Below are 22,067 nucleotides of genomic sequence, written 5' to 3'. Positions count from 1 at the left end.
TGGAGGCGCAGCAACAGGGGGTGCCTGGCGGGGCCGTTTGTCGGAGGCGTCCGACCCGGACGCCACCGCCCACCCTCGGCAGACGGCTTTTCGCGCCGCACCCACGCCGTTTCGTCGCAATCTGCTCGCCAGTCGTGTCCGCGCCCGGCACAGTGCGGCCTCCATCCACCCCCTCTCGCGGAGCCCACCATGCTGCTGCAACTGCTCGCCAACCACCCCGAAGCCGTGGTCCCTGTCCTGCGCCAGACGCCGTCGTGGGTGTGGGGCCTGCTCGTGGCGCTGCTCGCGCTGGGCGCCAGCCAGCTGCGCGAGCGCAGCGCCAGCCTGGCCCGCGTGTCGCTGATGCCCTTGGCGATGATGCTCTTCTCGGTCTCGGGCACGGTATCGGCCTTCGGGGCGACGCCTCACCTGGCCCTGGCCGTTTCGGCCTGGCTCATCGCCGCGGTGCTGGCCTTCGCCCTGGTCGCGCGCGGCCGCGCCGATGGCGCCCGGTACGACCCGGCGCGGCGCCTGTACCGCCTGCCGGGCAGCGCCGTCCCGCTGGGGTTGATCGTGGGCATCTTTCTGGTGAAGTACGTGGTCGGGGTCGATCTCACCATGGCGCCGCAGCTGGTCCGGGACACGCCGTACGTGCTGTGCGTCGCCGCCCTGTACGGCGCGTTCACGGGTTTCTTCATCGGCCGCGCCGCGCGCCTGTGGCGCCTGGCGGTGCGCCCTGGCAAAGCCCTTTATTCACCATTGAGTGAATAAAGGGCTTTGCGGAGGAGTTCGGGTACGCTGTGGCGGCATTGCCCGCCCCCGTTTCCCCCGCACAAGGACCCCCGCCGTGACCGCCAGAAAGGCCCCCTCCGAGACCAGGATCCGCGACGCCGAGCGCTCCAAGGCCGCCATCCTGGTGGCCGCGCGCGAGGAGTTCGCCCGCGCCGGCCTGGGCGGCGCGCGGGTGGAGCGCATCGCCGAGCAGGCGGCGGTGGACAAGAAGCTCGTCTACTACTACTTCAAGGACAAGGACGGCCTCTTCGCTGCCGCGCTGGAAAGTGTCTACGCCGAGATCCGCAACGCCCAGCTGTACCTGGATCTGCAAGGCATGCCGCCGCTGATCGCGCTGCGCCGGCTGGTGGAATTCACCTGGGACTACTACATCGCCCACCCCGAGTTCATCACCCTGCTCAACAGCGAAAACCTGCACCTGGCGCGCCACCTGCATGGCTCGCAGCGCATCCGCGAGCTGAACTCGCCGCTGGTGCAATCGCTCGGCGACATCCTGGAGCGCGGCCAGAAAGCGGGCCTGTTCCGCGCCGGCATCGACCCGGTGCAGCTCTACATCACCATCGCCGGCTGCTCCTACTTCTACCTCTCCAACATCCACACCCTCTCGGCCGGTTTCAACCGCGACTTCAAGGCGCCCAAGCAGCTCGCGCAGCGCCTGGCCCACATCACCGAGGTGATCTCGGCTTTCGTGCTCGCCTGACGGCTTTCTTCACCGCTCAGGGAAAACCAGGGGCTTCTCGCCCCTTTTCTTTGCCCTACAATTCTCCAAATGGTGAATAAAGAGCGAGAAAAGCCCATGCGAAAGATCGACAGTTACGCCCACATCCTGCCGCGCAAGTATTTCGAGCGCATGGCCGAGCTGGCCAAGGACAAGGGTGCCATCAAGCGCTGGTTGACCATTCCGGTGCTGTACGACCTGGACGCGCGCCTGAAGATGATGGAAGGCTTTCCGGAGTACCAGCAGATCCTCACGCTGTCGAACCCGCCCATCGAGCTGATCGCCGGCCCCGAAGACTCGCCCGCGCTGGCCCGCCTGGCCAACGAGGAGATGGCCAAGATCCGCGACGCGCACCCGGACAAGTTCCCCGCCTTCGTGGCCTCGCTGCCCATGAACAACCCGGCGGCCTGCCTGGAAGAGATGGCATACGCCATCAAGGTGCTGGGCGCGCGCGGCATCCAGGTCTTCACCAACGTGAACGGCCGCCCGCTGGACGAGCCCGAGTTCTGGCCCATCTTCGAGGCCGCCGTGAACACCTACGACGTGCCGGTCTGGATGCACCCCGCGCGTGGCGCGAACATGGCCGACTACGCCTCGGAGAAGAAGTCCAAGTTCGAGATCTGGTGGACCTTCGGCTGGCCCTACGAGACCAGCGCGGCCATGACGCGCATGGTGTTCTCCGGCTTCTTCGACAGGCTGCCCGGGCTCAAGGTGATCACCCACCACATGGGCGCCATGATCCCGTTCTTCGACGGGCGCGTCGGCCCCGGCCTGGACCAGTTCGGCAGCCGCACCTCGGACGAAGACTACGAAGGCCTGCTCAAGCGCATGGCCAAACGCCCGATCGACTACTTCCGCATGTTCTACGCCGATACGGCGCTGGCCGGCGGCCGCTCCGGCCTGCGTTGCGGGCTCGACTTCTTCGGTGCGAAGCAGGTGGTGTTCGCCTCCGACTGCCCCTTCGATCCGGAGGGCGGCCCCATGTTCATCCGCACCATCCCCGAAGCCATCGACTCGCTGAACCTGCCTGAAGAAGAGCGGGAAGGCATCTACTTCCGCAACGCGCTGCGCCTGTTGAAGATGCCCTGCTGCTAGTCGCCACACCCACCTTTCAAGGAGACACGACGATGACGAAACCATGGATCCGCGCGCTGCTGGCCGGCCTGCTCGCCGCCACCGGCCTCGGCGCGCACGCGCAGGCCCCGACCTACCCCAACCGCCCGGTGCGCATCATCGTGCCGTACGTGCCCGGCGGCACGGTGGACCTGGTGGCGCGTGTGCTCGCGCAGCGCCTCACCGAGCAGATGGGGCAGCCCTTCGTGGTGGAGAACCGCGCCGGCGCCAGCGGCGTCATCGGCAGCGACCTCGTGGCCAAGGCCCCGGCCGACGGCTACACCCTGCTGGTGCAGTCCCCCACGCTGATCGCCAACCCGCTCATGGTGCGCAAGGTGCCCTACGACGTGGTCACGGATTTCACGCCGGTGTCGTTCCTGGGCTCGGTGCCCATGGTGGTGGCGGCGCACCCCAGCGTGCCGGCCGACGACCTCAAGCACTTCCTTGAAGCCGCGCGCGCCAAGCCGCAGGGCTTCAGCCTGGGCACCTCGGCCATCGGTTCGCCCATGCACGTCTCGCTCGAAGCCATCAAGTTCGGCGGCAAGCTGGAGATGCCCATCGTCGCCTACCGCGGCACGGCCGCCGCCCTGAACGACCTGCTCGGCGGCCAGATCAGCGTGATCATCGACGCCCTGCCGTCCACCGCGCCGCACATCGCCAGCGGCAAGCTCAAGGCCCTGGCCGTGACCACCAAGGCGCGCCTGCCCAGCATGCCGAACGTGCCCACGGTGGCCGAGTCCGGCATTGCCGGCTTCGAGATGGTGACCTGGTACGGCCTGTGGGCGCCGGGCAAGCTGCCCGAGGCGATCAGCAAACGCCTCACCGAAGAAAGCGCCAAGGCCATGCGCTCGGCCCTGGTGACGGAGCGCCTCGGTGCGCAGGGCTTCGTCGCCGCGCCCATGGGCCCGGCGCAGTTCGCGCCCTACATCACCAAGGAAATCGCGACCTACGCGCGCATCGTGCGCGACGCGAAGATCCAGATCGACTGAGGGGACTTGGGGGCGGCCCGTAAACTCCGGGCCATGTCACTCAAAATCGTCGTCTACTCCAAGTCCGCCTGCCCGCAATGCGAGTCGGCCAAGATGCTGCTCAAGTCCCGCTCGCTCGGTTTCGAGGAAATCAAGATCGACGACGAGGCGGAGCGCATCGCGTTCTACGAGAAGTGCGGGCCTTCGGTGCGGCAGATGCCGCAGATCTTCATCAACGACCAGCGCGTGGGCGGCCTGCAGGGGCTGCAGGCGGCGCTGGCGCAGCTGGGGCGGTAGGCCCGCTGGTCCCGATCAGGCGTTGTCCGACAGCCTTCGGGGCGTCGGACAGGCCCAATGGGGGTTTGCAAGGAGAACGCCATGAAGCTCGAAGGCTCTTGCCATTGCGGCCGCGTGCGCTTCTCGGTCGACTCGGCCGAGCCCGTGCCGTTCATGCGGTGTTATTGCTCCATCTGCCGCAAGACGGCGGGCACCGGTGGTTACGCGATCAACCTGGGCGCCGACCACCGCACCCTGAAGGTGACGGGCAAGCGCTACTTGCGCGTTTACCAGGCCACCATCCAGGAAGGTGACGAGGCGCGGCACAGCACCGGCCAGCGGCACTTCTGCGGGCACTGCGGCACCGCGCTCTGGCTGTACGACCCGAGCTGGCCCGACCTGGTGCACCCGCATGCAGGCGCCATCGACACGCCTTTGCCCGAGCCGCCAGCCCACGTGCACATCATGCTGGGCTCCAAGGCCCCATGGGTTCGTGTGGAAGGCCGCAAAGGCGACCAGCGTTTTGACGCGTACCCGGATTTTTCACTCAAGGACTGGCACCGCCAACACGGTCCGAAGAAGCCGTCAGGTTGAGGCCTCTGGCGCGTTGCTCATCTGCTGATCGAGGCGTTGTGCCGTGTCCAGGAGGCCCATCAAACCCAGGGCACCGCTGGAGATGCCGAGGTAGATCAGCGCGTTCCAGGGCGATTCATTCTGCCCCAGCGCCACCGCCAGATGCAGGATGGAGGCGATGGCCGCCATGCCGGCCACGGTGATCACGCACAGCTTGAAAAATTCTTTCATCGCCATCTCCTTGAATCAACGGTAACGGTCCGTGACAGCAGGAAACGAGTGTGGATTTGAACCTCGGGCGTCGTTGTAGGAAGAGCAAAAATGCGCGTGTAGGAGACGTCCCACACGGCAAAGCCCCCCCGCGAGGGAGGGGCGAAGGGCCGGGGGATCAGGCGGCCAGCATCCAGCGCGGGGGGCTGGGTTGGTGGGGCGTGCGATCTTCGGCAGTGCCGAGTTGCACCACGCGCAAGCCTTCGGGCAGCCGGGAGGACGAACGCGGGTAGAGGTACGGGCACTCGTCGAGCCAGAGGTCCGGCTGGTCCTGCAGATTCTTCACGCAGCTGTTGAAAATCAACCCTTCGGCAAAGCCGGGTTGTTCACCAAAAATCTTGTAGATAAACACGAAAGCACTCCCAGAGGCGATTGGACAAGGGGTGGGTCGCATGCACTTGAAACTTCTTTCGCACATGCTGCCACTGTTGCGCGGCAAGAATATGACGGCCAGCGCGATCGCGGTGTAGGAGTTGTGGCAATTTTCACGAGGGAGCTGGAGAGGCGGCGAGCGGCGAGGGCCTGTTTCACCGCCTTCGCCCGCACGCGCCCAGCCACGCCGCCGTGCCCTGGGTGGAAAACCCAGGCCACCTCAGGGCGATGAGACCGGCCCCTTGGAGGCGGTTTGCAGCATGGCGGTGGTGTCGCTCAGCTGGTTCACCATCTGCTGTAACTCCGCGTTGACGATGCGCAGCAGCGAACCTAGCTCTGCCCTGGAAGGGGCCACACCCTCGTCGACCTCGATGGCGTACAGAGGCGTGACGAGTTTTTCCAGAGCGTGATAAGCGTCGAGCGTCATGCTCAGGTGCATCACCTGATCGGCAGCCAACACGGCGAGGCTGGGGGTTCTGGGGTGTTGCGGCTTGGCGGCGATGGCGCCTTGAGGAGTGCGTTTGGTCATAGAGCTCCAGCGATGTTGCTTGCAAAGGCCGCCTTCCAAATCAATGGAGCGGCGGCAAGAACAAACAAGCCACAGAGCTTCTGCGGGCAGCGGGCAATGCGGCTTGCGACGCATGCGGATGTCTCAGGCTTCCTAGACCCGATCACGTCTGTTTTTGACGTGACTCTGGAAGTATAGCTAGCGGGTTCTGCGCTCAAGCTAAATGTTGATGCCACACATGACAACGAACCATAGTGCTGCGATGTGCCGCCGCCTTGAGAGCGCGATACTGCGTCAATAAAGGAGACCACTATGCCGTTTCAGCTGTTGAGTGACGATGGATCGCTGCTAGATGCGCGATTCGACTTGGATGCGGACAACATCGTTTTTCATAGCCGGGGCGGAAGCAAAGCTAAGAATGGGACGAATCTCGACTATTCGAGAGCTCTCACGCTTCTTATAAGACGGCTAGCAGCTGTGGGATGGCCCGTTGATCGCGCTTGGCTCGACAGCGCTCAGGTGCAAGCCATGCCGCTGGAGGAAAGGGTCATTCTTCATACCAGTGAATGCAATATGCCGGCACCCCAAATGGTGAGCTTGATGTCCCGGCGAATGCAAGGTATGGCGCGCAAACCCACCTCGAAGTCGAAGAATGGCAATTCGACCAAGCGCATTCGCTTGCTGATCCGTGCAGGCTCTAAGAGTAGTGAACTCATCCGATGGTTGAAGGCAGTGCCTGTGGCAGCAGATCTTCGAACTCAACAGCGCTTACCTGCCTCAGAGCTATCGAAGGTCACAGCGGAGCACCTCTGGAATGCGGTGGAACGATTTCGAACCGGATTCACGGATCATGGTTTCGACGAATCAACAAACTACGATTTGCTTCTGCACGATGGTTCTCGTCTACCGCCTAAGGCGGTGTTTGGAATTGCCCTCTCAGAAGCACTTGGTTTTAAAGCCACGCCAAAGCACTTTTCCGCAGGCGTAGACACACCATGCTTTTTGTCCCTGGAAGCCGCGGGCTATCTCATCGTTCCTAAGAACTCGTCAGAAGTCGGAGTGGGAGATCAGTCACAGCCAAAAAGCTCCGACCCGGAATGGCTTGAAGGCACGCCAAAAGTGCGTCTCCATCTCCAGCGGGAACGAGCGTCTGGATTGCGGGAAGCAAAAAAGGCGGAGTTCCGCAGAAAGCATGGCGGCAAGCTGTTTTGCGAGCGCTGCGGCAAAGACCCTGTTGACGAGTACAAGAGCCGCCATGCGGATGCATGCATAGAAGTCCACCATCGCAAGACACACGTTGCGGACATGGCGGATGGTCACAAGACGTCGCTTCAAGACCTAGCGTGTCTTTGCGCCAACTGTCATCGGCTAGAACACCGTCTGCTTCGACTTGAAGTGCAAGCAGAGGCTGCGTCGCAAACTCATCCAACCACCGGAAAGCTCTCCGCCAGATAAGCCTCCCCGCGCTCCAGCACGAAATAGCGGAACGCCTCCGCCGCCGGTGAAAGCAGCTTGGACTGCGTGTGCACCACGTTCCAGGCGCGCACCACCGGCGCGCCCTCCACGTCCAGCACCGTCAGCAGCTGGTTGCTCAGCTCCAGGCCGATGGTGTGCAGCGACAGAAAGCTCAGGCCCATGCCGGCCATCACGGCCTGCTTGATGGTTTCGTTGCTCGCCATCTCCATGATCACGCGCAGCTCCACGTGCTCGTCGGCCAGGAATTTCTCCAGCGCCGCGCGCGTGCCTGAGCCCTGCTCGCGCACGATGAAGTCGTATTCGCGCAGCAGCGCCGCCGGCACATGGCCCGCGCGCGCGAGCGGGTGGTCCACCGGCGCCACGAACACGTGCGGGTGCGCGGCGAAGGGCTCGGCGCGCGTGGCCAGCTCCTTGGGCGGGCGGCCCATGATCGCGATGTCCACCTCGTTGGCGTGCAGCATCTTCACCAGCTGCTCGCGGTTGCTCACCGCCAGGCGGATGTCGATGCTGCCGTGCTCGCGCCGGAACTCGGCCAGCAGGTGCGGCAGGAAGTACTTGGCCGTGCTCACCATGCCGATCACCAGCGTGCCGGTCTCCAGCTTCTGCAGCCGCGCGGCCGCGTCCTCCGCGTCCTTCAGCGTCGCCAGCACCTTCCTCGCGTAGACCAGCATGTACTCGCCCACGGTGGTCAGCGCCACCTTGCGGCCGTTGCGCTCGAAGAGCGGCATGCCCACGTGCCCTTCCAGTTCCTTGACCTGCATCGTCACCGCCGGCGGCGTGAGGTGCAGCACCTGCGCCGCCCGCGCAAAGCTGAGGTGGCGCGCCACCTCGCTGAACACGCGCAACTGCCGGAAGGTGGCGTTCTTCATTCAGTAATTCCTTAATCGACTTACAAGAAATCGTGAATTTACTTTATTCAGACCGAAATCTACAGTCCGCTCCACCCCAGACAAACCCCACTTTTGGAGCCACCGATGAGCAACGCCCCCACTGGTTCAACCGAGATCACCGACGCCAAGAAGCGCTACAGCGCGGGCGTGCTCAAGTACAAGCAGATGGGCTACTGGATGCCCGACTACGTGCCCAAGGACACGGACACGCTCTGCCTGTTCCGCATCACGCCGCAGGACGGCGTGGACCCCGAGGAAGCCGCCGCCGCCGTGGCCGGCGAGTCGAGCACCGCCACCTGGACGGTGGTGTGGACCGACCGCCTCACCGCCTGCGACAGCTACCGCGCCAAGGCCTACAAGGTCCAGCCCGTGCCCAACCGCCCGGGCGAGTACTTCGCCTGGGTCGCCTACGACCTGATCCTGTTCGAGGAAGGCTCCATCGCCAACATGACGGCGAGCCTGATCGGCAACGTCTTCAGCTTCAAGCCGCTGAAGGCCGCGCGGCTGGAAGACATCCGCATCCCCGTGGCTTACGTGAAGACCTTCAAGGGCCCGCCCACCGGCCTGGTGGTCGAGCGCGAGCGCCTGGACAAGTTCGGCCGCCCGCTGCTGGGCGCCACCACCAAGCCCAAGCTGGGGCTTTCGGGTCGCAACTACGGCCGCGTGGTGTACGAAGGCCTCAAGGGCGGGCTCGATTTCATGAAGGACGACGAGAACATCAACTCGCAGCCCTTCATGCACTGGCGCGACCGCTTCCTGTTCGTGATGGACGCGGTCAACAAGGCCAGCGCCGAAACCGGTGAAGTCAAAGGCAGCTACCTGAACGTGACCGCCGCCACCATGGAAGACATGTACGAGCGCGCCGAGTTCGCCAAGGAGCTGGGCTCGGTGATCGTGATGGTGGACCTGGTGATCGGCTACACCGCCATCCAGAGCATGGCCAACTGGTGCCGCAAGAACGACATGATCATGCACATGCACCGCGCGGGCCACGGCACCTACACGCGGCAGAAGAACCACGGCGTGAGCTTCCGCGTGATCGCCAAGTGGCTGCGCCTGGCGGGCTGCGACCACCTGCACACCGGCACGGCGGTGGGCAAGCTCGAAGGCGACCCGCTCACCGTGCAGGGCTACTACAACGTCTGCCGCGACAGCTACACCAGGACCGATCTGCCGCGCGGCCTCTACTTCGACCAGGACTGGGCCGACCTCAAGAAGGTCATGCCCGTGGCCTCGGGCGGCATCCACGCCGGCCAGATGCACCAGCTGATCGAGCTCTTCGGCGACGACGTGGTGCTGCAGTTCGGCGGCGGCACCATCGGCCACCCCATGGGCATCCAGGCCGGCGCGGTGGCCAACCGCGTGGCGCTCGAAGCCATGGTGAAAGCGCGCAACGAAGGGCGCGATCTGCTGCAGGAAGGCCCCTCCATCCTCAAGCAGGCCGCGCAGCACTGCAGCCCGCTCAAGGCCGCGCTCGATACCTGGGGCGAGATCAGCTTCAACTACCAGAGCACGGACAGCAGCGACTACGTGGCCACCCCGGTGGCGGCGTAACACCCCCTGCGCCGCTGCGCGGCTTCCCCCTCTCTCGCCTTCGGCGGGAGGGGGACGGCACCAGAGGCCCGGCAAAGCCGGTTCCTCGGTACCTCTGGAAGGCGCTACCTCTGGCCCACACCTTTGAATCTTTTGGAGTTCCTCACCATGATGACCAACGCCACCGGCCGCATCACGCAAGGCCAGTTCAGCTTCCTGCCCGACCTGACGGACCCGGAGATCACCGCGCAGATCGAATACGGCCTCAAGCGCGGCTACGCCTGGAGCGTCGAGTACACCGACGACCCGCACCCGCGCAACACCTACTGGTCGATGTACGGCCACCCCATGTTCGACCTGCACGACGCCGCCGGCGTGCTGCAGGAGCTGCAGGCCTGCCGCAAAGCCTTCCCGCGCCACTACATCCGCATGATGGCCTTCGACTCCACGCGCAACGTCGAGACCATCGCCATGAGCTTCATCGTCAACCGCCCGACCAGCGAACCCGGCTTCATGCTGGAGCGCCAGGAGGTCAACGGCCGCAGCCTGCGCTACACCACGCGCGGCTACGGCACCGACCGCCCCGAAGGTGAACGCTACCGCGACACCGCCGCCTGAGCGAAGGGGAGAGCGCCGCCATGTCGTACCTCATCCCCGGCAGCACGCCGCCGCCACCGACCGATGCCGCCGTGACCACCGCGGCGGCATCGGTGGCCGCGCCGGCCCAACCGCCCGCGCGCTCGGTCGGTGCGGTGCTGGCCGACACCCAGGTCGAGGCCGTGCTGCAGGAACTGGACGACGAGCTCGTGGGCCTGGCCCCCGTCAAGGCGCGCGTGCGCGACATCGCCGCGCTGCTCGTCATCGACAAGCTGCGCACCCACCTGGGCCTGCCCTCGCAGCCGCCCAGCCTGCACATGTGCTTCTCGGGCAACCCCGGCACCGGCAAGACCACCGTGGCCCTGCGCATGGCGCAGATCCTTCACCGCCTGGGCTACGTGCGCAAGGGCCACATGGTGGCCGTCACGCGCGACGACCTGGTGGGCCAGTACATCGGCCACACCGCGCCCAAGACGCGCGAGGTGCTCAAGCGCGCCATGGGCGGTGTGCTCTTCATCGACGAGGCCTACTACCTCTACCGCCCCGAGAACGAGCGCGACTACGGCCAGGAGGCGATCGAGATCCTGCTGCAGGTGATGGAGAACCACCGCGACGACCTGGTGGTGATCCTTGCAGGCTACGAGGACCGCATGAACACCTTCTTCCAGTCCAACCCCGGCATGCGCTCGCGCATCGCGCACCACCTCACCTTCCCCGACTACGATGCCGGCGAGCTGATGCAGATCTCGCGCCAGATGCTGGCCGAGCAGAACTACCGCTTCAGCCCCGAGGCCGCCGAGGCCTTCGAGCGCTACCTGGGCCTGCGCCTGCAGCAGCCGCACTTCGCCAACGCGCGCAGCGTGCGCAACGCGCTGGACCGCGCGCGCCTGCGCCAGGCCAGCCGCCTGTTCGCGCAGCCGCAGCGCGAGCTCACCGCCGAAGAACTCACCACCCTGCAGGCGCCCGACATCCTGGCCAGCCGCCTGTTCAGCGAAGCAGAAGGGGCCGGCCATGCTTGAGGCCCTCATCTTCGACGTGGACGGCACCCTGGCCGACACCGAGGCCGCGCACCGCGCTGCCTTCAACGACGCCTTCGCCGAAGTGCGCCTGGACTGGCACTGGGACGACGCCACCTACACCCGCCTGCTGCAGGTCTCGGGCGGCAAGGAACGCATCGCCCACCACTGGCGCATGGTCGAGCCCGACGTGGCCGGCGGCAAGGCCGCGCAAGCCACCATCGAGCGCGTGCACGCCATCAAGACGCGCCTGTACGAAAGCCGCGTGAGCGGCGGCCAGCTCGCGCTGCGCCCCGGCGTGCTGCGCCTCCTGCGCGAAGCCCTGGCCGGCGGCCTGCGCCTGGCCATCGCCACCACCACCACACCCGCCAACATCGACGCCCTGCTGCGCACCCCGCTCGGCCCCGACTGGAAGCGCCACTTTGCCGCCATCGGCGACGCGTCCACCGCGCCGCGCAAGAAACCCGACCCGCTGGTCTACCAGCAGGTGCTCGCCGCCATGAGGCTGCCGGCCAGCGCCTGCTTGGCTTTCGAGGACTCCGCCAACGGCCTGCGCGCGGCCACCGCCGCCGGCCTGCAGACCCTGGTCACGCCCACCGTGCACACCGCCGACCACCGCTTCGACGACGCCCTGCTCGTGCTGCCCCACCTGGGCGACGTGAACCAGCTGCTGCCCAGCGGCGTGGCCGGCATGGAGCAGCGCTGGGTCACCGTGGACGCGCTGCGGCGCTGGCACGCCGGCACCACGCTGTTCGAGTCGGCCTGAGCCCCCTTTCTTTTCAAAACACAGCGTCGCCCCACGATGTCCCGCCCGCCCAAGTTCAACCCGTCGCCCGCCGTGCGCCTGGCGCCCTCCCTCCTTTCGGCCGACTTCGCGCGCCTGGGCGAAGAGGTGCGCGCCATCGAAGCCGCCGGCGCCGACTTCGTGCACTTCGACGTGATGGACAACCACTACGTGCCCAACCTCACCATCGGCCCGCAGGTCTGCGAAGCCATCCGCCCGCACGTGCAGATCCCCATCGACGTGCACCTCATGGTGGAGCCGGTGGACGCGCTGGTCCCCCTGTTCGCCAAGGCCGGCGCCAACTGCATCAGCTTCCACCCCGAGGCCTCGCGCCACGTGGACCGCACGCTGCAGCTGATCCGCTCGCACGGCTGCAAGGCCGGCCTCGCGCTCAACCCCGCCACGCCGCTGGCCTGGATGGACCACGTCATGGACAAGCTGGACCTGGTGCTGCTGATGAGTGTCAACCCGGGCTTCGGCGGCCAGGCCTTCATCCCCCACACCCTGCACAAGCTGCGCGAAGCGCGCCGCCGCATCGACGCCCACACCGCCACCGGCGGCCAGCCCATCTGGCTGGAGGTGGACGGCGGCGTGAAGCTGGACAACATCGGCGAGATCGTCCAGGCCGGCGCCGACATCTGCGTGGCCGGCAGCGCCATCTTCGGCGCCGCCGACGCGGCGGGCGGCTACCACGGCGTCATGAGCGCGATGCGCCACGCCGCCGCCACCCCGGACTTCCATTCCAGCAACGCCCCGCGGAGAACCACGCCATGCCACTGACCGGCCGCAAGACCCTCACCCAGTACCTCATCGAAGAACGCCGCCGCTTCCCCGAAGCCAGCGGCGATTTCAACGCCCTCATCCTCGACGTCGCCATGGCCTGCAAGGCCATCGCGCGCGCCGTGGCCTTCGGGGCCCTGGGCGACGTGCTGGGCAACCACGCCGCCGCCGCCGGCGGCTCGGTCAACGTGCAGGGCGAAACGCAGGAGAAACTCGACGTGCTGAGCAACGATTACTTCCTGCGCATCACCGAGTGGGGCGGCCACCTCGCGGGCATGGCCTCCGAAGAGATGGACGCGCCGTACCAGATCCCCAGCACCTACCCGCGCGGCAAGTACCTGCTGGTGTTCGACCCGCTCGACGGCTCCAGCAACATCGACGTGAACGTCTCCGTGGGCAGCATCTTCTCGGTGCTGCGCGCGCCGGCCGGCGAAGACCGCGAAGTCACCGAAGCCGACTTCCTGCAGCCCGGCACGCAGCAGGTGGCCGCCGGCTACGCGCTCTACGGCCCCACCACCATGTTCGTGCTCACCGTGGGCAACGGCGTGACCGGCTTCACCCTCGACCCCAACCTGGGCGAGTTCATGCTCACCCACCCCGACCTCACCGTGCCCGCCGACACGCAGGAGTTCGCCATCAACGCCTCCAACAGCCGCTTCTGGGAGGCCCCGGTCAAGCGCTACGTGGACGAATGCCTGGCCGGCAAGACCGGCCCGCGCGCCAAGGACTTCAACATGCGCTGGATCGCCAGCATGGTGGCCGAGGCGCACCGCATCCTCATGCGCGGTGGCGTTTTCCTGTACCCGCGCGACTGCAAGGACCCCGCCAAGCCCGGTCGCCTGCGGCTGCTGTACGAGGCCAACCCCATCGGTTTCATCATGGAACAGGCCGGTGGCCGCGCCAGCACCGGGCGCGTGCCCATGCTCGGCGTGCAGCCCGATGGCCTGCACCAGCGCATCGGCCTGGTGTTCGGCTCGAAGCACGAGGTCGAGCGCATCGAGCGCTACCACGCCGAGCCGCCGGCGCGCAAAGACCTGGACAACCCCCTGTTCCACGAGCGCAGCCTGTTCCGCGTCTGACCTGCGCCGGCACCGATTCTTCAACTCCACGGGACATCACCATGTCTGAGCGCCACCCCATCATCGCCATCACCGGCTCGTCGGGCGCGGGAACCACCTCGGTCACCCGCACCTTCGAGAACATCTTTCGTCGCGAAGGCGTCACCGCCGCCCTCATCGAAGGCGACAGCTTCCACCGCCACGACCGCCAGGAAATGAAGCAGCGCCAGGCCGAGGCCGAGCGCGCGGGCAACGGCCACTTCAGCCACTTCGGCCCCGAGAACAACCTGTTCCCCGAACTCGAAGCGCTGTTCGCCAGCTACGGCCGCAGCGGCACCGGCCAGTCGCGCAAGTACCTGCACGACGCCGAAGAGGCCGCGCCCTGGAAACAGGCGCCCGGCACCTTCACGCCCTGGCAGGAACTGCCGCAAGACACCGACCTGCTGTTCTACGAAGGCTTGCACGGCGCCGTGGTCACGCCCGAGGTCAACATCGCCCAGCACCCCGACCTGCTCATCGGCGTCGTGCCCGTCATCAACCTCGAATGGATCCAGAAACTCTGGCGCGACAAGTCCAAGCGCGGCTACAGCACCGAGGCCGTCACCGACACCATCCTGCGCCGCATGCCCGACTACGTGAACTACATCTGCCCGCAGTTCGCGCACACGCATGTGAACTTCCAGCGCGTGCCTTGCGTGGACACCTCCAACCCCTTCATCGCGCGCGAGATCCCGGCGCCCGACGAAAGCTTCGTCGTGATCCGCTTCGCCAAGCCCAAGGGCATCGACTTCCAGTACCTGCTGAGCATGGTGCACGACTCCTTCATGTCGCGCGCCAACACCATCGTCGTGCCCGGCGGCAAGATGGAACTGGCGATGCAGCTCATCTTCACGCCGTTCATCTGGCGCATGATGGAGCGCAAGCAGAGGGCAATGGCATGAACGCCCGGCAACCCCCCAACCTCGACCTCGCGCGCCGCATGGCCAACGCCATCCGCCTGCTCGCGGTGGACGCGGTGGAGGCCGCGCAGTCCGGCCACCCTGGCGCGCCCATGGGCATGGCCGACATCGCCGAGGTGCTGTGGAACCGCCACCTGCGCCACAACCCGGCGAACCCGCACTGGTTCGACCGCGACCGCTTCGTGCTCTCCAACGGCCACGGTTCCATGCTGCTCTATGCGCTGCTGCACCTCACCGGCTACGCGCTGTCCATGGACGACCTGCGCCAGTTCCGCCGCCTGCACAGCAAGACCGCCGGCCACCCCGAGGTCGGTGTGACACCCGGCGTGGAAACCACCACCGGTCCGCTCGGCCAGGGCCTGGCCAACGCGGTCGGCATGGCGCTGGCCGAGCAGCTGCTCGCCACCGAGTACAACCGGCCGGGCCACGCCATCGTGGACCACCACACCTACGTCTTCCTCGGCGACGGCTGCCTGATGGAAGGCATCAGCCACGAAGCCTGCTCGCTCGCGGGCACGCTGCGCCTCTCGAAACTGATCGCGCTCTACGACGACAACGGCATCTCCATCGACGGCCACGTGCAGGGCTGGTTCACCGACGACACGCCGCGCCGTTTTGCCGCCTACGGCTGGCGCGTGGTCAGCGTCGACGGTCACGACCCCGACGCCGTCGACGCCGCGCTGCGGCGCGCGCGCAGCGCCAGCGCGCAGGCCGAAGGCCGGCCCACGCTGATCTGCTGCAAGACCCTGATCGGCAAGGGCTCGCCCAACAAACAGGGCGGCCACGAGGTGCACGGCGCCGCGCTCGGCGCGGCTGAGGTGCAGGCCACCCGCGAAGCCCTGGGCTGGACCGCCGCCCCCTTCGAGATCCCGGCCGACATCGCCGCCGCCTGGAACGCCACCGAGCGCGGCGCCACGCTGGAGACCGACTGGCAGGCGCGCTTCGCCGCCTACCGCGAGGCCTACCCGGCCGAAGCCGCCGCTTTCGACCGCCGCCTCGTGGGTGAACTGCCCGAGGGCTTTGCCGACGGCCTGCCCGCGCTCGTCGCGGCCCTGGGCCGGCGCACCGACGCCGTCGCCACGCGCAAGGCCAGCCAGCTCGCGCTCGACGCCATGGCGCCGCAACTGCCCGAGATCTTCGGCGGCAGCGCCGACCTCACCAGCTCCAACCTCACCAACTTCAAAGGCTGCGTCACCGCCGGCCCCGACGCGACCGGGCGCTTCACCGGCGGCAACCACCTGAGCTACGGCGTGCGCGAGTTCGGCATGGCCGCCATCATGAACGGCCTGGCCCTGCACGGCGGCTTCATCCCCTACGGCGGCACCTTCCTCGCCTTCAGCGACTACAGCCGCAACGCGGTGCGCATGGCCGCGCTGATGAAGCTGCAGGTCATCCACGTGTTCACGCACGACAGCATCGGCCTGGGCGAGGACGGCCCGACCCACCAGCCGGTGGAGCACGTGCCCAGCCTGCGCCTCATCCCGGGGCTGGACGTGTGGCGGCCCGGCGATGCGCTCGAAACCGCCGTGGCCTGGGCCCACGCGCTGCAGCGGCGCGACGGCCCCAGCGCGCTCGCGCTCTCGCGCCAGAACCTGCCGCCGCTGGGCGACGAGACCCGGGCCGCCGCCGTGCAGCGCGGCGGCTACGTGCTCTCGGACATGCCGGGCGCGCAGGCCGTGATCGTCGCCACCGGCTCCGAAACCGTGCTGGCCCTGCAGGCGCAAACCGCGCTCGCGGCCGAAGGCATCGCCACGCGGGTCGTCTCCATGCCCTGCACCAACGTCTTCGACCGGCAGGACGCCGCCTGGCAGGACGCGGTGCTGCCGCCCGCGCTGCCCGCCGTGGCGGTGGAGGCCGCGCACCCCGACTTCTGGCGCAAGTACGTGGGCCGCACAGGCCGTGTCGTGGGCATGAGCAGCTTCGGCGAATCGGCCCCCGCGAAAGACCTGTACGCGCACTTCGGCATCACCGCCGCCCGCGTGGCCGACGAGGTGCGCGCGCTGCTGCACCCGCGCCCGCGCGTTCGTGCGGGCATCGAGACGGTGGCGGCATGAGCGCTGCAGATCTCGTCATGTTCGACCTCGATGGCACCCTGGTCGCCACCGCTGGCGAGATCGGCGACGCCGTCAACGACACCCTGATCCGCTTCGAGCTGCCCGCGGTGTCGCAGGTGCAGGTGGAGCGCTGGATCGGCCACGGCACGCGCGAACTGCTGATCCAGGCCCTGGCCTCGGCCGGCAAGACCGGGGTGGACGTGGTGCGCGCCAGCAGCGCCCTGCCGCTGATCGCCGCCGAGTTCGACCGCCACTACCAGCGCCGCTGCGGTACGCGCAGCCAGCTCTACCCCCAGGTGCGCGAAACCCTCACCGCCTTGCGCGAGCGCGGCGTGAAGCTCGCCGTCGTCACCAACAAGGAAAGCCGCTACACCGCCACCGTGATGGACGCGCACCGCCTCGCGCCCCTGTTTCACCGCGTGGTCAGCGGCGACACCCTGCCCACCAAAAAACCCGACCCCGCCGGCATCCACAGCTGCCTGTCGCTGTTCCAGGTGCCGCCGGAGCGCGCGCTCTTCGTGGGCGATTCGTCCATCGACGTGGCCACCGCGCGCAACGCCGGCGTGCGCGTCTGGGCCCTGCCCTATGGCTACAACATGGGCGAGCCCATCACCGCCTGCGCGCCCGACCGCGTGATTCCCGACATCTCCGCCCTTCTGCATTGACCATGACCACCCGACAACCCCTCCGCCTCGGCATCAACGGCTTCGGCCGCATCGGCCGCAACGTGCTGCGCAGCGCCATCCAGAACTTCAACGACATCGAAGTGGTGGCGATCAACGACCTGCTCGAACCCGAGTACCTGGCCTACATGCTGCAGTACGACAGCGTGCACGGCCGCTTCAAGGGCACGGTCTCGGTCGAAGGCAACACGCTGATCGTCAACGGCAAGAAGATCCGTCTCACGCAGGAGCGCGACCCCGCCAACCTGAAGTGGAACGAAGTCGGTGCCGACGTGGTCATCGAATCCACCGGCCTGTTCCTGGACAAGGTCACGGCCCAGAAGCACCTGGACGCGGGTGCGAAGAAGGTCATCCTCTCGGCCCCCTCCAAGGACGACACCCCGATGTTCGTCTTCGGCGTGAACGACAAGACCTACAAGGGCGAGGCCATCATCTCCAACGCCTCGTGCACCACCAACTGCCTGGCGCCGATCGCCAAGGTGCTCAACGACAAGTGGGGCATCAAGCGCGGCCTGATGACCACGGTGCACGCGGCCACGGCCACGCAGAAGACGGTGGACGGCCCGAGCAACAAGGACTGGCGCGGTGGCCGCGGCATCCTGGAAAACATCATCCCCAGCAGCACGGGCGCGGCCAAGGCCGTGGGCGTGGTGATTCCCGAGCTCAACAAGAAGCTCACGGGCATGAGCTTCCGGGTGCCGACCTCCGACGTGTCGGTGGTGGACCTGACGGTGGAGCTGAACAAGGAAGCGACCTACGAAGAAATCTGCGCGGAGATGAAGGCGCAGAGCGAAGGCGCCTTGAAGGGCGTGCTGGGCTACACGACGGACAAGGTGGTGGCCACCGACTTCCGGGGCGACACGCGCACCTCGATCTTCGACGCCGACGCCGGCATCGCGCTGGACAAGACCTTCATCAAGGTCGTGAGCTGGTACGACAACGAGTGGGGCTACTCCAACAAGTGCCTGGAGATGGCGCGCGTCGTGGGCGGTCTCGCATGAGCGCGCTGCGTTTCGGTGACGTGTGCGCGAGCGGCTTCGCGCGCGGCAAGCGCGTCTTCATCCGTGCGGACCTCAACGTGCCCTTGTCGCCCGGCGGCGAGATCACCGAAGACACGCGCATCCGCGCGAGCCTGCCGGCCATCCAGATGGCGCTGGGCGCGGGCGCGGCGGTGATGGTCACCAGCCACCTGGGCCGCCCCACCGAAGGCGCCTTCAAGCCCGAGGACTCGCTCGCGCCCGTGGCCGCGCGCCTGGGCGAGCTGCTGGACCGCCCGGTGCGCCTGGTGGCCAACTGGATCGACGGCGACTTCTCCGTCGCCCCCGGCGAAGTCGTGCTGCTGGAGAACTGCCGCCTCAACGTGGGCGAGAAGAAGAACAGCCCCGAGCTGGCGAAGAAGCTGGGCGCGCTGTGCGACATCTTCGTGCACGACGCCTTCGGCACCGCGCACCGCGCCGAAGGCACCACCTACGGCATCGCCGAGACCGCGCCCATCGCCTCGGCCGGCCCGCTGCTGGCCGCCGAGATGGACGCGATTGCCAAGGCCCTGGCCGCCCCGAAACGGCCCTTGGTCGCGATCGTCGCCGGCAGCAAGGTCAGCACCAAGCTGACCATCCTCAAGAGCCTGGCGAACAACGTGGACAACCTGATCGTCGGTGGCGGCATCGCCAACACCTTCATGCTGGCCGCGGGCCTGAAGATCGGCAAGAGCCTGGCCGAGGCCGACCTGGTGAACGAGGCCAAGGCGGTGATCGAGGCGATGAAGGCGCGTGGTGCGGAGGTGCCGATCCCCACCGACGTGGTGACGGCCAAGGCCTTCGCGGCGGATGCGCCGGCCACGGTGAAGAAGGCCACGGACGTCGCGGACGACGACCTGATCCTGGACATCGGCCCCGAGACGGCGGCGAAGCTGGCCGCGCAGCTGATGCAGGCCGGCACTATCGTGTGGAACGGCCCGGTGGGCGTGTTCGAGTTCGCGGCTTTCGAGGGCGGCACCAAGGCCATCGCCGACGCCATTGCGAAGAGCAGCGCGTTCAGCATCGCCGGTGGTGGCGACACGCTGGCGGCGATCGCCAAGTACGGCATCGAGAAGGACGTGGGCTACATCTCCACCGGTGGCGGCGCCTTCCTTGAAGTGCTCGAAGGCAAGACCCTGCCGGCCTTCGAGATCCTCGAACGCCGCGCGGCCTGACTTTTTCTTTCACTTCATCCAGGAGCTTTCCCATGGCGCTCGTTTCCCTTCGCCAGGTGCTGGACCACGCGGCCGAACACGGCTACGGCGTGCCCGCCTTCAACGTCAACAACCTCGAACAGATCCTGGCCATCATGGAGGCCGCGCAGGAGACCGACAGCCCGGTGATCCTGCAGGCCTCGGCCGGCGCGCGCAAGTACGCGGGCGAGGCCTACCTGCGCCACATGGTGCTGGCCGCTGTCGAGGCCCACCCGGACCTGCCCGTGGTGCTGCACCAGGACCACGGCGCCACGCCGGCCGTGTGCATGCAGTCGATCCGATCCGGCTTCACCAGCGTGATGATGGACGGTTCGCTGCGCGAGGACGGCAAGACCCCCGCCACCTACGACTACAACCTCGCGGTGACGCGCCGTGTCTGCGAACTCGCGCACGCCGTGGGTGTGTCGGTGGAAGGCGAGCTCGGCTGCCTGGGCTCGCTCGAAACCGGCGAGGCCGGCGAGGAAGACGGTGTGGGCGCGGCCGGCAAGCTCACGCACGACATGATGCTCACCGACCCCGAACAGGCCGAAGACTTCGTGCGCCGCACCGGCGTGGACGCGCTGGCCATCGCCATCGGCACCAGCCACGGCGCCTACAAGTTCACGCGCCAGCCCACCGGCGACATCCTCGCCATCGACCGCATCGCCGCCATCCACGCCCGCGTGCCCAACACCCACCTGGTGATGCACGGCAGCTCCAGCGTGCCGCAGGAGTGGCTGGCCATCATCCGCGAGCACGGCGGCGACATCAAGGAAACCTACGGCGTGCCGGTGGAAGAGATCCGCCGCGGCATCCAGAACGGCGTGCGCAAGGTCAACATCGACACCGACATCCGCCTGGCCATGACCGGCGCCATGCGCCAGACCTTTGCGAAGGAGCGCAGCGAGTTCGACCCGCGCAAGGCGCTGCTGGCGGCCAAGAAGGCGGCGCGCGGCGTCTGCAAGGAGCGCTTCGAGGCCTTCGGCAGCGCGGGCCAGGCGAGCCGGATGAAACCGGTGCCGCTGGACGCGATGGCGGAGAGCTACGCCTGAGGGAGTTCGAGCACGAACTCCGCGCCACCGCCCTCGGCGTTGCGCGCACTCAGCCGCCCGCCGTGCTGTTCCACGATGCCGTAGCTGATCGACAGGCCCAGGCCCGTGCCCTTGCCCACCGGCTTGGTGGTGAAGAAGGGGTCGAAGATGCGCAGCAGGTGCTCGGGCGGGATGCCCGGGCCGTTGTCGCGCAGCGTCACGCGCACGGTGCCGTCTGCGCGCTCCAGCGACACCACGATGCGCGGCGCCTCGCGCTGGCCCACGGCGTCGAAGCCGTTTTGCAGCAGGTTCATCATCACCTGCTGCAGCTGGCCGGCGCTGCCCATCACCGTGCAGGTCTCGCCGGCCTGCCACTGCACCTCCACCGGTGCCGAGCGGCCTTTCTGCACCCAGTGGATCGCGCGCTGAATCACCTCCACCAGGTTCACCGGCTTGCGCTCTTCCGAGTCCATGGCCGAGAAGCGCTTGAGCCCGTGCACGATGTCGGCCGTGCGCTGCGCGCCCTCCAGCGTGCCCTCGATCAGCGAAGGCAGGTCGGCCAGCAGGTGCTCGATGCGCAGCTTGCGACGCATCTCGTCCAGCACCGCCTCGGGCTCGTTCGCGTGCACCGCCGCGATGTAGCTGCGCAGGCGGTCGCTGTACTTGCTGAGCGCGTGCACATTGCCCAGCACGAAGCTGATCGGGTTGTTGAGCTCGTGCGCCACGCCCGCCACCAGCTGGCCCAGCGAGGCCATCTTCTCCGAGTGCAGCAGCTGCTGCTGCGTGCGCTTGAGGGCCTCGTGCGCGGCGCGCATCTCGTGGTACGCGCGCTTGAGCTCGGCCGTGGGCCGGCCCACCCACACCGTGCCCACGCGCCGGCCCTTGCCGCCGATGCGCGGCGTGCAGTTGGCGTCCACCGACACGGCCTGGCCCTGGCGGTCGAGCAGGTTGAGCTCGATCGCCTCGCCCGCGCGCGGCGCGTCGGCCTTCTCCATGGCGGCGCGCGCCAGCTCGCGGCTCGGCTCGTCGGCCAGCAGCGCGTACAGCGGCGTGCCGCTGAGCTGTTCCTCGGGGCGGCCGGTCAGCTCGCACAGCGCGGCGTTGGCCTGCTCGATCACGCCGTTCGCGTCGCACACCACCAGCACGTCCGACATCGAGGTCAGCACGCTGAAGATGAACTGCTGCGACTGCTCCAGCTCGGCGTTCTTTTTCTCCAGCTCGACCTCGTCGTCGATCAGGCGGGTGTAGACCTCGTCCATCTTCTGGATCACGTCCATCCAGGTGGACTCGTCCACACCTTCCATCGGCACGGTGGGCAGGGGGCTCGGGGAGCGCGGCTTCTTCATGCGGATGTCCGGCGAGAGAGGCAGTCACCCAGGGGCGTCGAGGGTCCGGCTCCGCCGGCCCCAGACGCCGTCCCCCCTCGAA

Annotated in this window: 24 protein-coding genes; 19 read left to right on the top strand and 5 right to left on the bottom strand. The window is 67.4% G+C overall.

Going from position 1 to position 22,067, the window contains the following annotated elements; translation table 11 throughout:
- Window positions 1-189: 189 nt before the first annotated feature.
- From ACODTB_RS16030 to ACODTB_RS16005, 6 genes are all read left to right on the top strand, one after another.
- A complete protein-coding gene (locus tag ACODTB_RS16030; protein WP_291111722.1) occupies window positions 190-750 on the top strand; it encodes a DUF6622 family protein in 561 nt (186 codons plus the stop codon).
- 76 nt (window positions 751-826) lie between these two features.
- Window positions 827-1,471 carry a TetR/AcrR family transcriptional regulator gene (locus ACODTB_RS16025; protein WP_291111724.1) on the top strand — a complete coding sequence of 215 codons (645 nt, stop codon included), beginning with the start codon at window positions 827-829 and terminating at the stop codon, window positions 1,469-1,471.
- 96 nt (window positions 1,472-1,567) lie between these two features.
- On the top strand, window positions 1,568-2,584 hold the full coding sequence (locus tag ACODTB_RS16020) for an amidohydrolase family protein (RefSeq protein ID WP_291111726.1): 1,017 nt from the start codon (window positions 1,568-1,570) through the stop codon (window positions 2,582-2,584).
- A gap of 32 nt (window positions 2,585-2,616) precedes the next feature.
- The gene (locus ACODTB_RS16015; protein WP_291111728.1) at window positions 2,617-3,591 is read left to right on the top strand and encodes a Bug family tripartite tricarboxylate transporter substrate binding protein; all 975 of its coding nucleotides are present in this window, start codon (window positions 2,617-2,619) and stop codon (window positions 3,589-3,591) included.
- Between the two features lie 33 nt (window positions 3,592-3,624).
- Window positions 3,625-3,867, top strand: a complete 243-nt coding sequence (locus tag ACODTB_RS16010; RefSeq protein ID WP_291111729.1) for a glutaredoxin domain-containing protein — start codon at window positions 3,625-3,627, stop codon at window positions 3,865-3,867.
- Window positions 3,868-3,948: 81 nt separating this feature from the next.
- The gene (locus tag ACODTB_RS16005; RefSeq protein WP_291111731.1) at window positions 3,949-4,440 is read left to right on the top strand and encodes a GFA family protein; all 492 of its coding nucleotides are present in this window, start codon (window positions 3,949-3,951) and stop codon (window positions 4,438-4,440) included.
- On the opposite strand, the gene ACODTB_RS16000 is transcribed toward ACODTB_RS16005, so the two are convergent.
- The 3 genes from ACODTB_RS16000 to ACODTB_RS15990 all read right to left on the bottom strand — a co-directional run bounded on the left by ACODTB_RS16000 (window position 4,432) and on the right by ACODTB_RS15990 (window position 5,704).
- The gene (locus ACODTB_RS16000) at window positions 4,432-4,650 is read right to left on the bottom strand and encodes a hypothetical protein (RefSeq protein ID WP_291111733.1); all 219 of its coding nucleotides are present in this window, start codon (window positions 4,648-4,650) and stop codon (window positions 4,432-4,434) included. The two genes, ACODTB_RS16005 and ACODTB_RS16000, sit on opposite strands and share 9 nt — an antisense overlap.
- A gap of 157 nt (window positions 4,651-4,807) precedes the next feature.
- Window positions 4,808-5,041 carry a hypothetical protein gene (locus ACODTB_RS15995; protein ID WP_291111735.1) on the bottom strand — a complete coding sequence of 78 codons (234 nt, stop codon included), beginning with the start codon at window positions 5,039-5,041 and terminating at the stop codon, window positions 4,808-4,810.
- A gap of 240 nt (window positions 5,042-5,281) precedes the next feature.
- Window positions 5,282-5,704, bottom strand: coding sequence for a hypothetical protein (locus tag ACODTB_RS15990; RefSeq protein ID WP_291111737.1), 423 nt, complete (start codon window positions 5,702-5,704; stop codon window positions 5,282-5,284).
- A 177-nt stretch (window positions 5,705-5,881) separates the two neighbouring features.
- On the opposite strand from ACODTB_RS15990, the gene ACODTB_RS15985 reads away from it, so the two are divergent.
- Window positions 5,882-7,024 (top strand): HNH endonuclease, encoded by a 1,143-nt coding sequence (locus ACODTB_RS15985; protein WP_291111738.1) that lies wholly within the window; start codon window positions 5,882-5,884, stop codon window positions 7,022-7,024.
- Here ACODTB_RS15985 and ACODTB_RS15980 read toward each other — a convergent pair.
- Window positions 6,991-7,914, bottom strand: coding sequence for a LysR family transcriptional regulator (locus ACODTB_RS15980; protein WP_291111740.1), 924 nt, complete (start codon window positions 7,912-7,914; stop codon window positions 6,991-6,993). The two genes, ACODTB_RS15985 and ACODTB_RS15980, sit on opposite strands and share 34 nt — an antisense overlap.
- Window positions 7,915-8,019: 105 nt before the next feature.
- Here ACODTB_RS15980 and ACODTB_RS15975 point away from each other — a divergent pair, with 105 nt between their 5' ends.
- From ACODTB_RS15975 to fba, 12 genes are all read left to right on the top strand, one after another.
- The gene (locus ACODTB_RS15975; RefSeq protein ID WP_291111742.1) at window positions 8,020-9,489 is read left to right on the top strand and encodes a form I ribulose bisphosphate carboxylase large subunit; all 1,470 of its coding nucleotides are present in this window, start codon (window positions 8,020-8,022) and stop codon (window positions 9,487-9,489) included.
- A gap of 147 nt (window positions 9,490-9,636) precedes the next feature.
- On the top strand, window positions 9,637-10,086 hold the full coding sequence (locus ACODTB_RS15970; RefSeq protein ID WP_291111744.1) for a ribulose bisphosphate carboxylase small subunit: 450 nt from the start codon (window positions 9,637-9,639) through the stop codon (window positions 10,084-10,086).
- Window positions 10,087-10,106: 20 nt separating this feature from the next.
- On the top strand, window positions 10,107-11,084 hold the full coding sequence (gene cbbX / locus ACODTB_RS15965) for a CbbX protein (protein ID WP_291111746.1): 978 nt from the start codon (window positions 10,107-10,109) through the stop codon (window positions 11,082-11,084).
- Window positions 11,077-11,847: an HAD-IA family hydrolase gene (locus ACODTB_RS15960; RefSeq protein ID WP_291111748.1), complete on the top strand. Its 771-nt coding sequence runs from the start codon at window positions 11,077-11,079 to the stop codon at window positions 11,845-11,847. Before cbbX ends, ACODTB_RS15960 begins: the two co-directional genes overlap by 8 nt.
- A gap of 36 nt (window positions 11,848-11,883) precedes the next feature.
- The gene (rpe, locus tag ACODTB_RS15955) at window positions 11,884-12,645 is read left to right on the top strand and encodes a ribulose-phosphate 3-epimerase (protein ID WP_291111750.1); all 762 of its coding nucleotides are present in this window, start codon (window positions 11,884-11,886) and stop codon (window positions 12,643-12,645) included.
- On the top strand, window positions 12,636-13,724 hold the full coding sequence (locus ACODTB_RS15950; RefSeq protein ID WP_291111752.1) for a class 1 fructose-bisphosphatase: 1,089 nt from the start codon (window positions 12,636-12,638) through the stop codon (window positions 13,722-13,724). The genes rpe and ACODTB_RS15950 overlap by 10 nt, the downstream gene beginning before the upstream one ends.
- A 41-nt stretch (window positions 13,725-13,765) precedes the next feature.
- A complete protein-coding gene (locus ACODTB_RS15945) occupies window positions 13,766-14,644 on the top strand; it encodes a phosphoribulokinase (protein ID WP_291111754.1) in 879 nt (292 codons plus the stop codon).
- Window positions 14,641-16,716 (top strand): transketolase, encoded by a 2,076-nt coding sequence (tkt, locus tag ACODTB_RS15940; RefSeq protein ID WP_291111756.1) that lies wholly within the window; start codon window positions 14,641-14,643, stop codon window positions 16,714-16,716. Before ACODTB_RS15945 ends, tkt begins: the two co-directional genes overlap by 4 nt.
- Window positions 16,713-17,381 carry an HAD-IA family hydrolase gene (locus tag ACODTB_RS15935; protein WP_291111758.1) on the top strand — a complete coding sequence of 223 codons (669 nt, stop codon included), beginning with the start codon at window positions 16,713-16,715 and terminating at the stop codon, window positions 17,379-17,381. The genes tkt and ACODTB_RS15935 overlap by 4 nt, the downstream gene beginning before the upstream one ends.
- 2 nt (window positions 17,382-17,383) lie before the next feature.
- Entirely contained in the window at window positions 17,384-18,400 is a 1,017-nt protein-coding gene (gene gap, locus ACODTB_RS15930; protein WP_488929475.1) for a type I glyceraldehyde-3-phosphate dehydrogenase, read from the top strand.
- The gene (locus ACODTB_RS15925; RefSeq protein WP_488929474.1) at window positions 18,397-19,590 is read left to right on the top strand and encodes a phosphoglycerate kinase; all 1,194 of its coding nucleotides are present in this window, start codon (window positions 18,397-18,399) and stop codon (window positions 19,588-19,590) included. The genes gap and ACODTB_RS15925 overlap by 4 nt, the downstream gene beginning before the upstream one ends.
- 32 nt (window positions 19,591-19,622) lie before the next feature.
- The gene (fba, locus tag ACODTB_RS15920) at window positions 19,623-20,660 is read left to right on the top strand and encodes a class II fructose-bisphosphate aldolase (protein ID WP_291111448.1); all 1,038 of its coding nucleotides are present in this window, start codon (window positions 19,623-19,625) and stop codon (window positions 20,658-20,660) included.
- On the opposite strand, the gene ACODTB_RS15915 is transcribed toward fba, so the two are convergent.
- Entirely contained in the window at window positions 20,651-21,985 is a 1,335-nt protein-coding gene (locus tag ACODTB_RS15915; RefSeq protein WP_291111447.1) for a sensor histidine kinase, read from the bottom strand. The genes fba and ACODTB_RS15915 overlap by 10 nt on opposite strands.
- Between the last annotated feature and the right edge of the window lie 82 nt (window positions 21,986-22,067).

The organism is Hydrogenophaga sp. FG152 (genome assembly GCF_057809615.1).
The sequence above is the reverse complement of the archived record's forward strand: the minus strand, read 5'-3'. Positions and strand labels throughout refer to the sequence as shown.

Bases quoted from the DNA above. Each gene is read 5' to 3' on its own strand.
- ACODTB_RS16030 (WP_291111722.1), top strand. From the start codon at position 190: ATGCTGCTGCAACTGCTCGCCAACCACCCCGAAGCCGTGGTCCCTGTC.
- ACODTB_RS16020 (WP_291111726.1), top strand. From the start codon at position 1,568: ATGCGAAAGATCGACAGTTACGCCCACATCCTGCCGCGCAAGTATTTC.
- ACODTB_RS16015 (WP_291111728.1), top strand. From the start codon at position 2,617: ATGACGAAACCATGGATCCGCGCGCTGCTGGCCGGCCTGCTCGCCGCC.
- ACODTB_RS16010 (WP_291111729.1), top strand. From the start codon at position 3,625: ATGTCACTCAAAATCGTCGTCTACTCCAAGTCCGCCTGCCCGCAATGC.
- ACODTB_RS16005 (WP_291111731.1), top strand. From the start codon at position 3,949: ATGAAGCTCGAAGGCTCTTGCCATTGCGGCCGCGTGCGCTTCTCGGTC.
- ACODTB_RS16000 (WP_291111733.1), bottom strand. From the start codon at position 4,650: ATGAAAGAATTTTTCAAGCTGTGCGTGATCACCGTGGCCGGCATGGCG.
- ACODTB_RS15990 (WP_291111737.1), bottom strand. From the start codon at position 5,704: ATGCGTCGCAAGCCGCATTGCCCGCTGCCCGCAGAAGCTCTGTGGCTT.
- ACODTB_RS15985 (WP_291111738.1), top strand. From the start codon at position 5,882: ATGCCGTTTCAGCTGTTGAGTGACGATGGATCGCTGCTAGATGCGCGA.
- ACODTB_RS15980 (WP_291111740.1), bottom strand. From the start codon at position 7,914: ATGAAGAACGCCACCTTCCGGCAGTTGCGCGTGTTCAGCGAGGTGGCG.
- ACODTB_RS15975 (WP_291111742.1), top strand. From the start codon at position 8,020: ATGAGCAACGCCCCCACTGGTTCAACCGAGATCACCGACGCCAAGAAG.
- ACODTB_RS15970 (WP_291111744.1), top strand. From the start codon at position 9,637: ATGATGACCAACGCCACCGGCCGCATCACGCAAGGCCAGTTCAGCTTC.
- cbbX (WP_291111746.1), top strand. From the start codon at position 10,107: ATGTCGTACCTCATCCCCGGCAGCACGCCGCCGCCACCGACCGATGCC.
- ACODTB_RS15960 (WP_291111748.1), top strand. From the start codon at position 11,077: ATGCTTGAGGCCCTCATCTTCGACGTGGACGGCACCCTGGCCGACACC.
- rpe (WP_291111750.1), top strand. From the start codon at position 11,884: ATGTCCCGCCCGCCCAAGTTCAACCCGTCGCCCGCCGTGCGCCTGGCG.
- ACODTB_RS15950 (WP_291111752.1), top strand. From the start codon at position 12,636: ATGCCACTGACCGGCCGCAAGACCCTCACCCAGTACCTCATCGAAGAA.
- ACODTB_RS15945 (WP_291111754.1), top strand. From the start codon at position 13,766: ATGTCTGAGCGCCACCCCATCATCGCCATCACCGGCTCGTCGGGCGCG.
- tkt (WP_291111756.1), top strand. From the start codon at position 14,641: ATGAACGCCCGGCAACCCCCCAACCTCGACCTCGCGCGCCGCATGGCC.
- ACODTB_RS15935 (WP_291111758.1), top strand. From the start codon at position 16,713: ATGAGCGCTGCAGATCTCGTCATGTTCGACCTCGATGGCACCCTGGTC.
- gap (WP_488929475.1), top strand. From the start codon at position 17,384: ATGACCACCCGACAACCCCTCCGCCTCGGCATCAACGGCTTCGGCCGC.
- ACODTB_RS15925 (WP_488929474.1), top strand. From the start codon at position 18,397: ATGAGCGCGCTGCGTTTCGGTGACGTGTGCGCGAGCGGCTTCGCGCGC.
- fba (WP_291111448.1), top strand. From the start codon at position 19,623: ATGGCGCTCGTTTCCCTTCGCCAGGTGCTGGACCACGCGGCCGAACAC.
- ACODTB_RS15915 (WP_291111447.1), bottom strand. From the start codon at position 21,985: ATGAAGAAGCCGCGCTCCCCGAGCCCCCTGCCCACCGTGCCGATGGAA.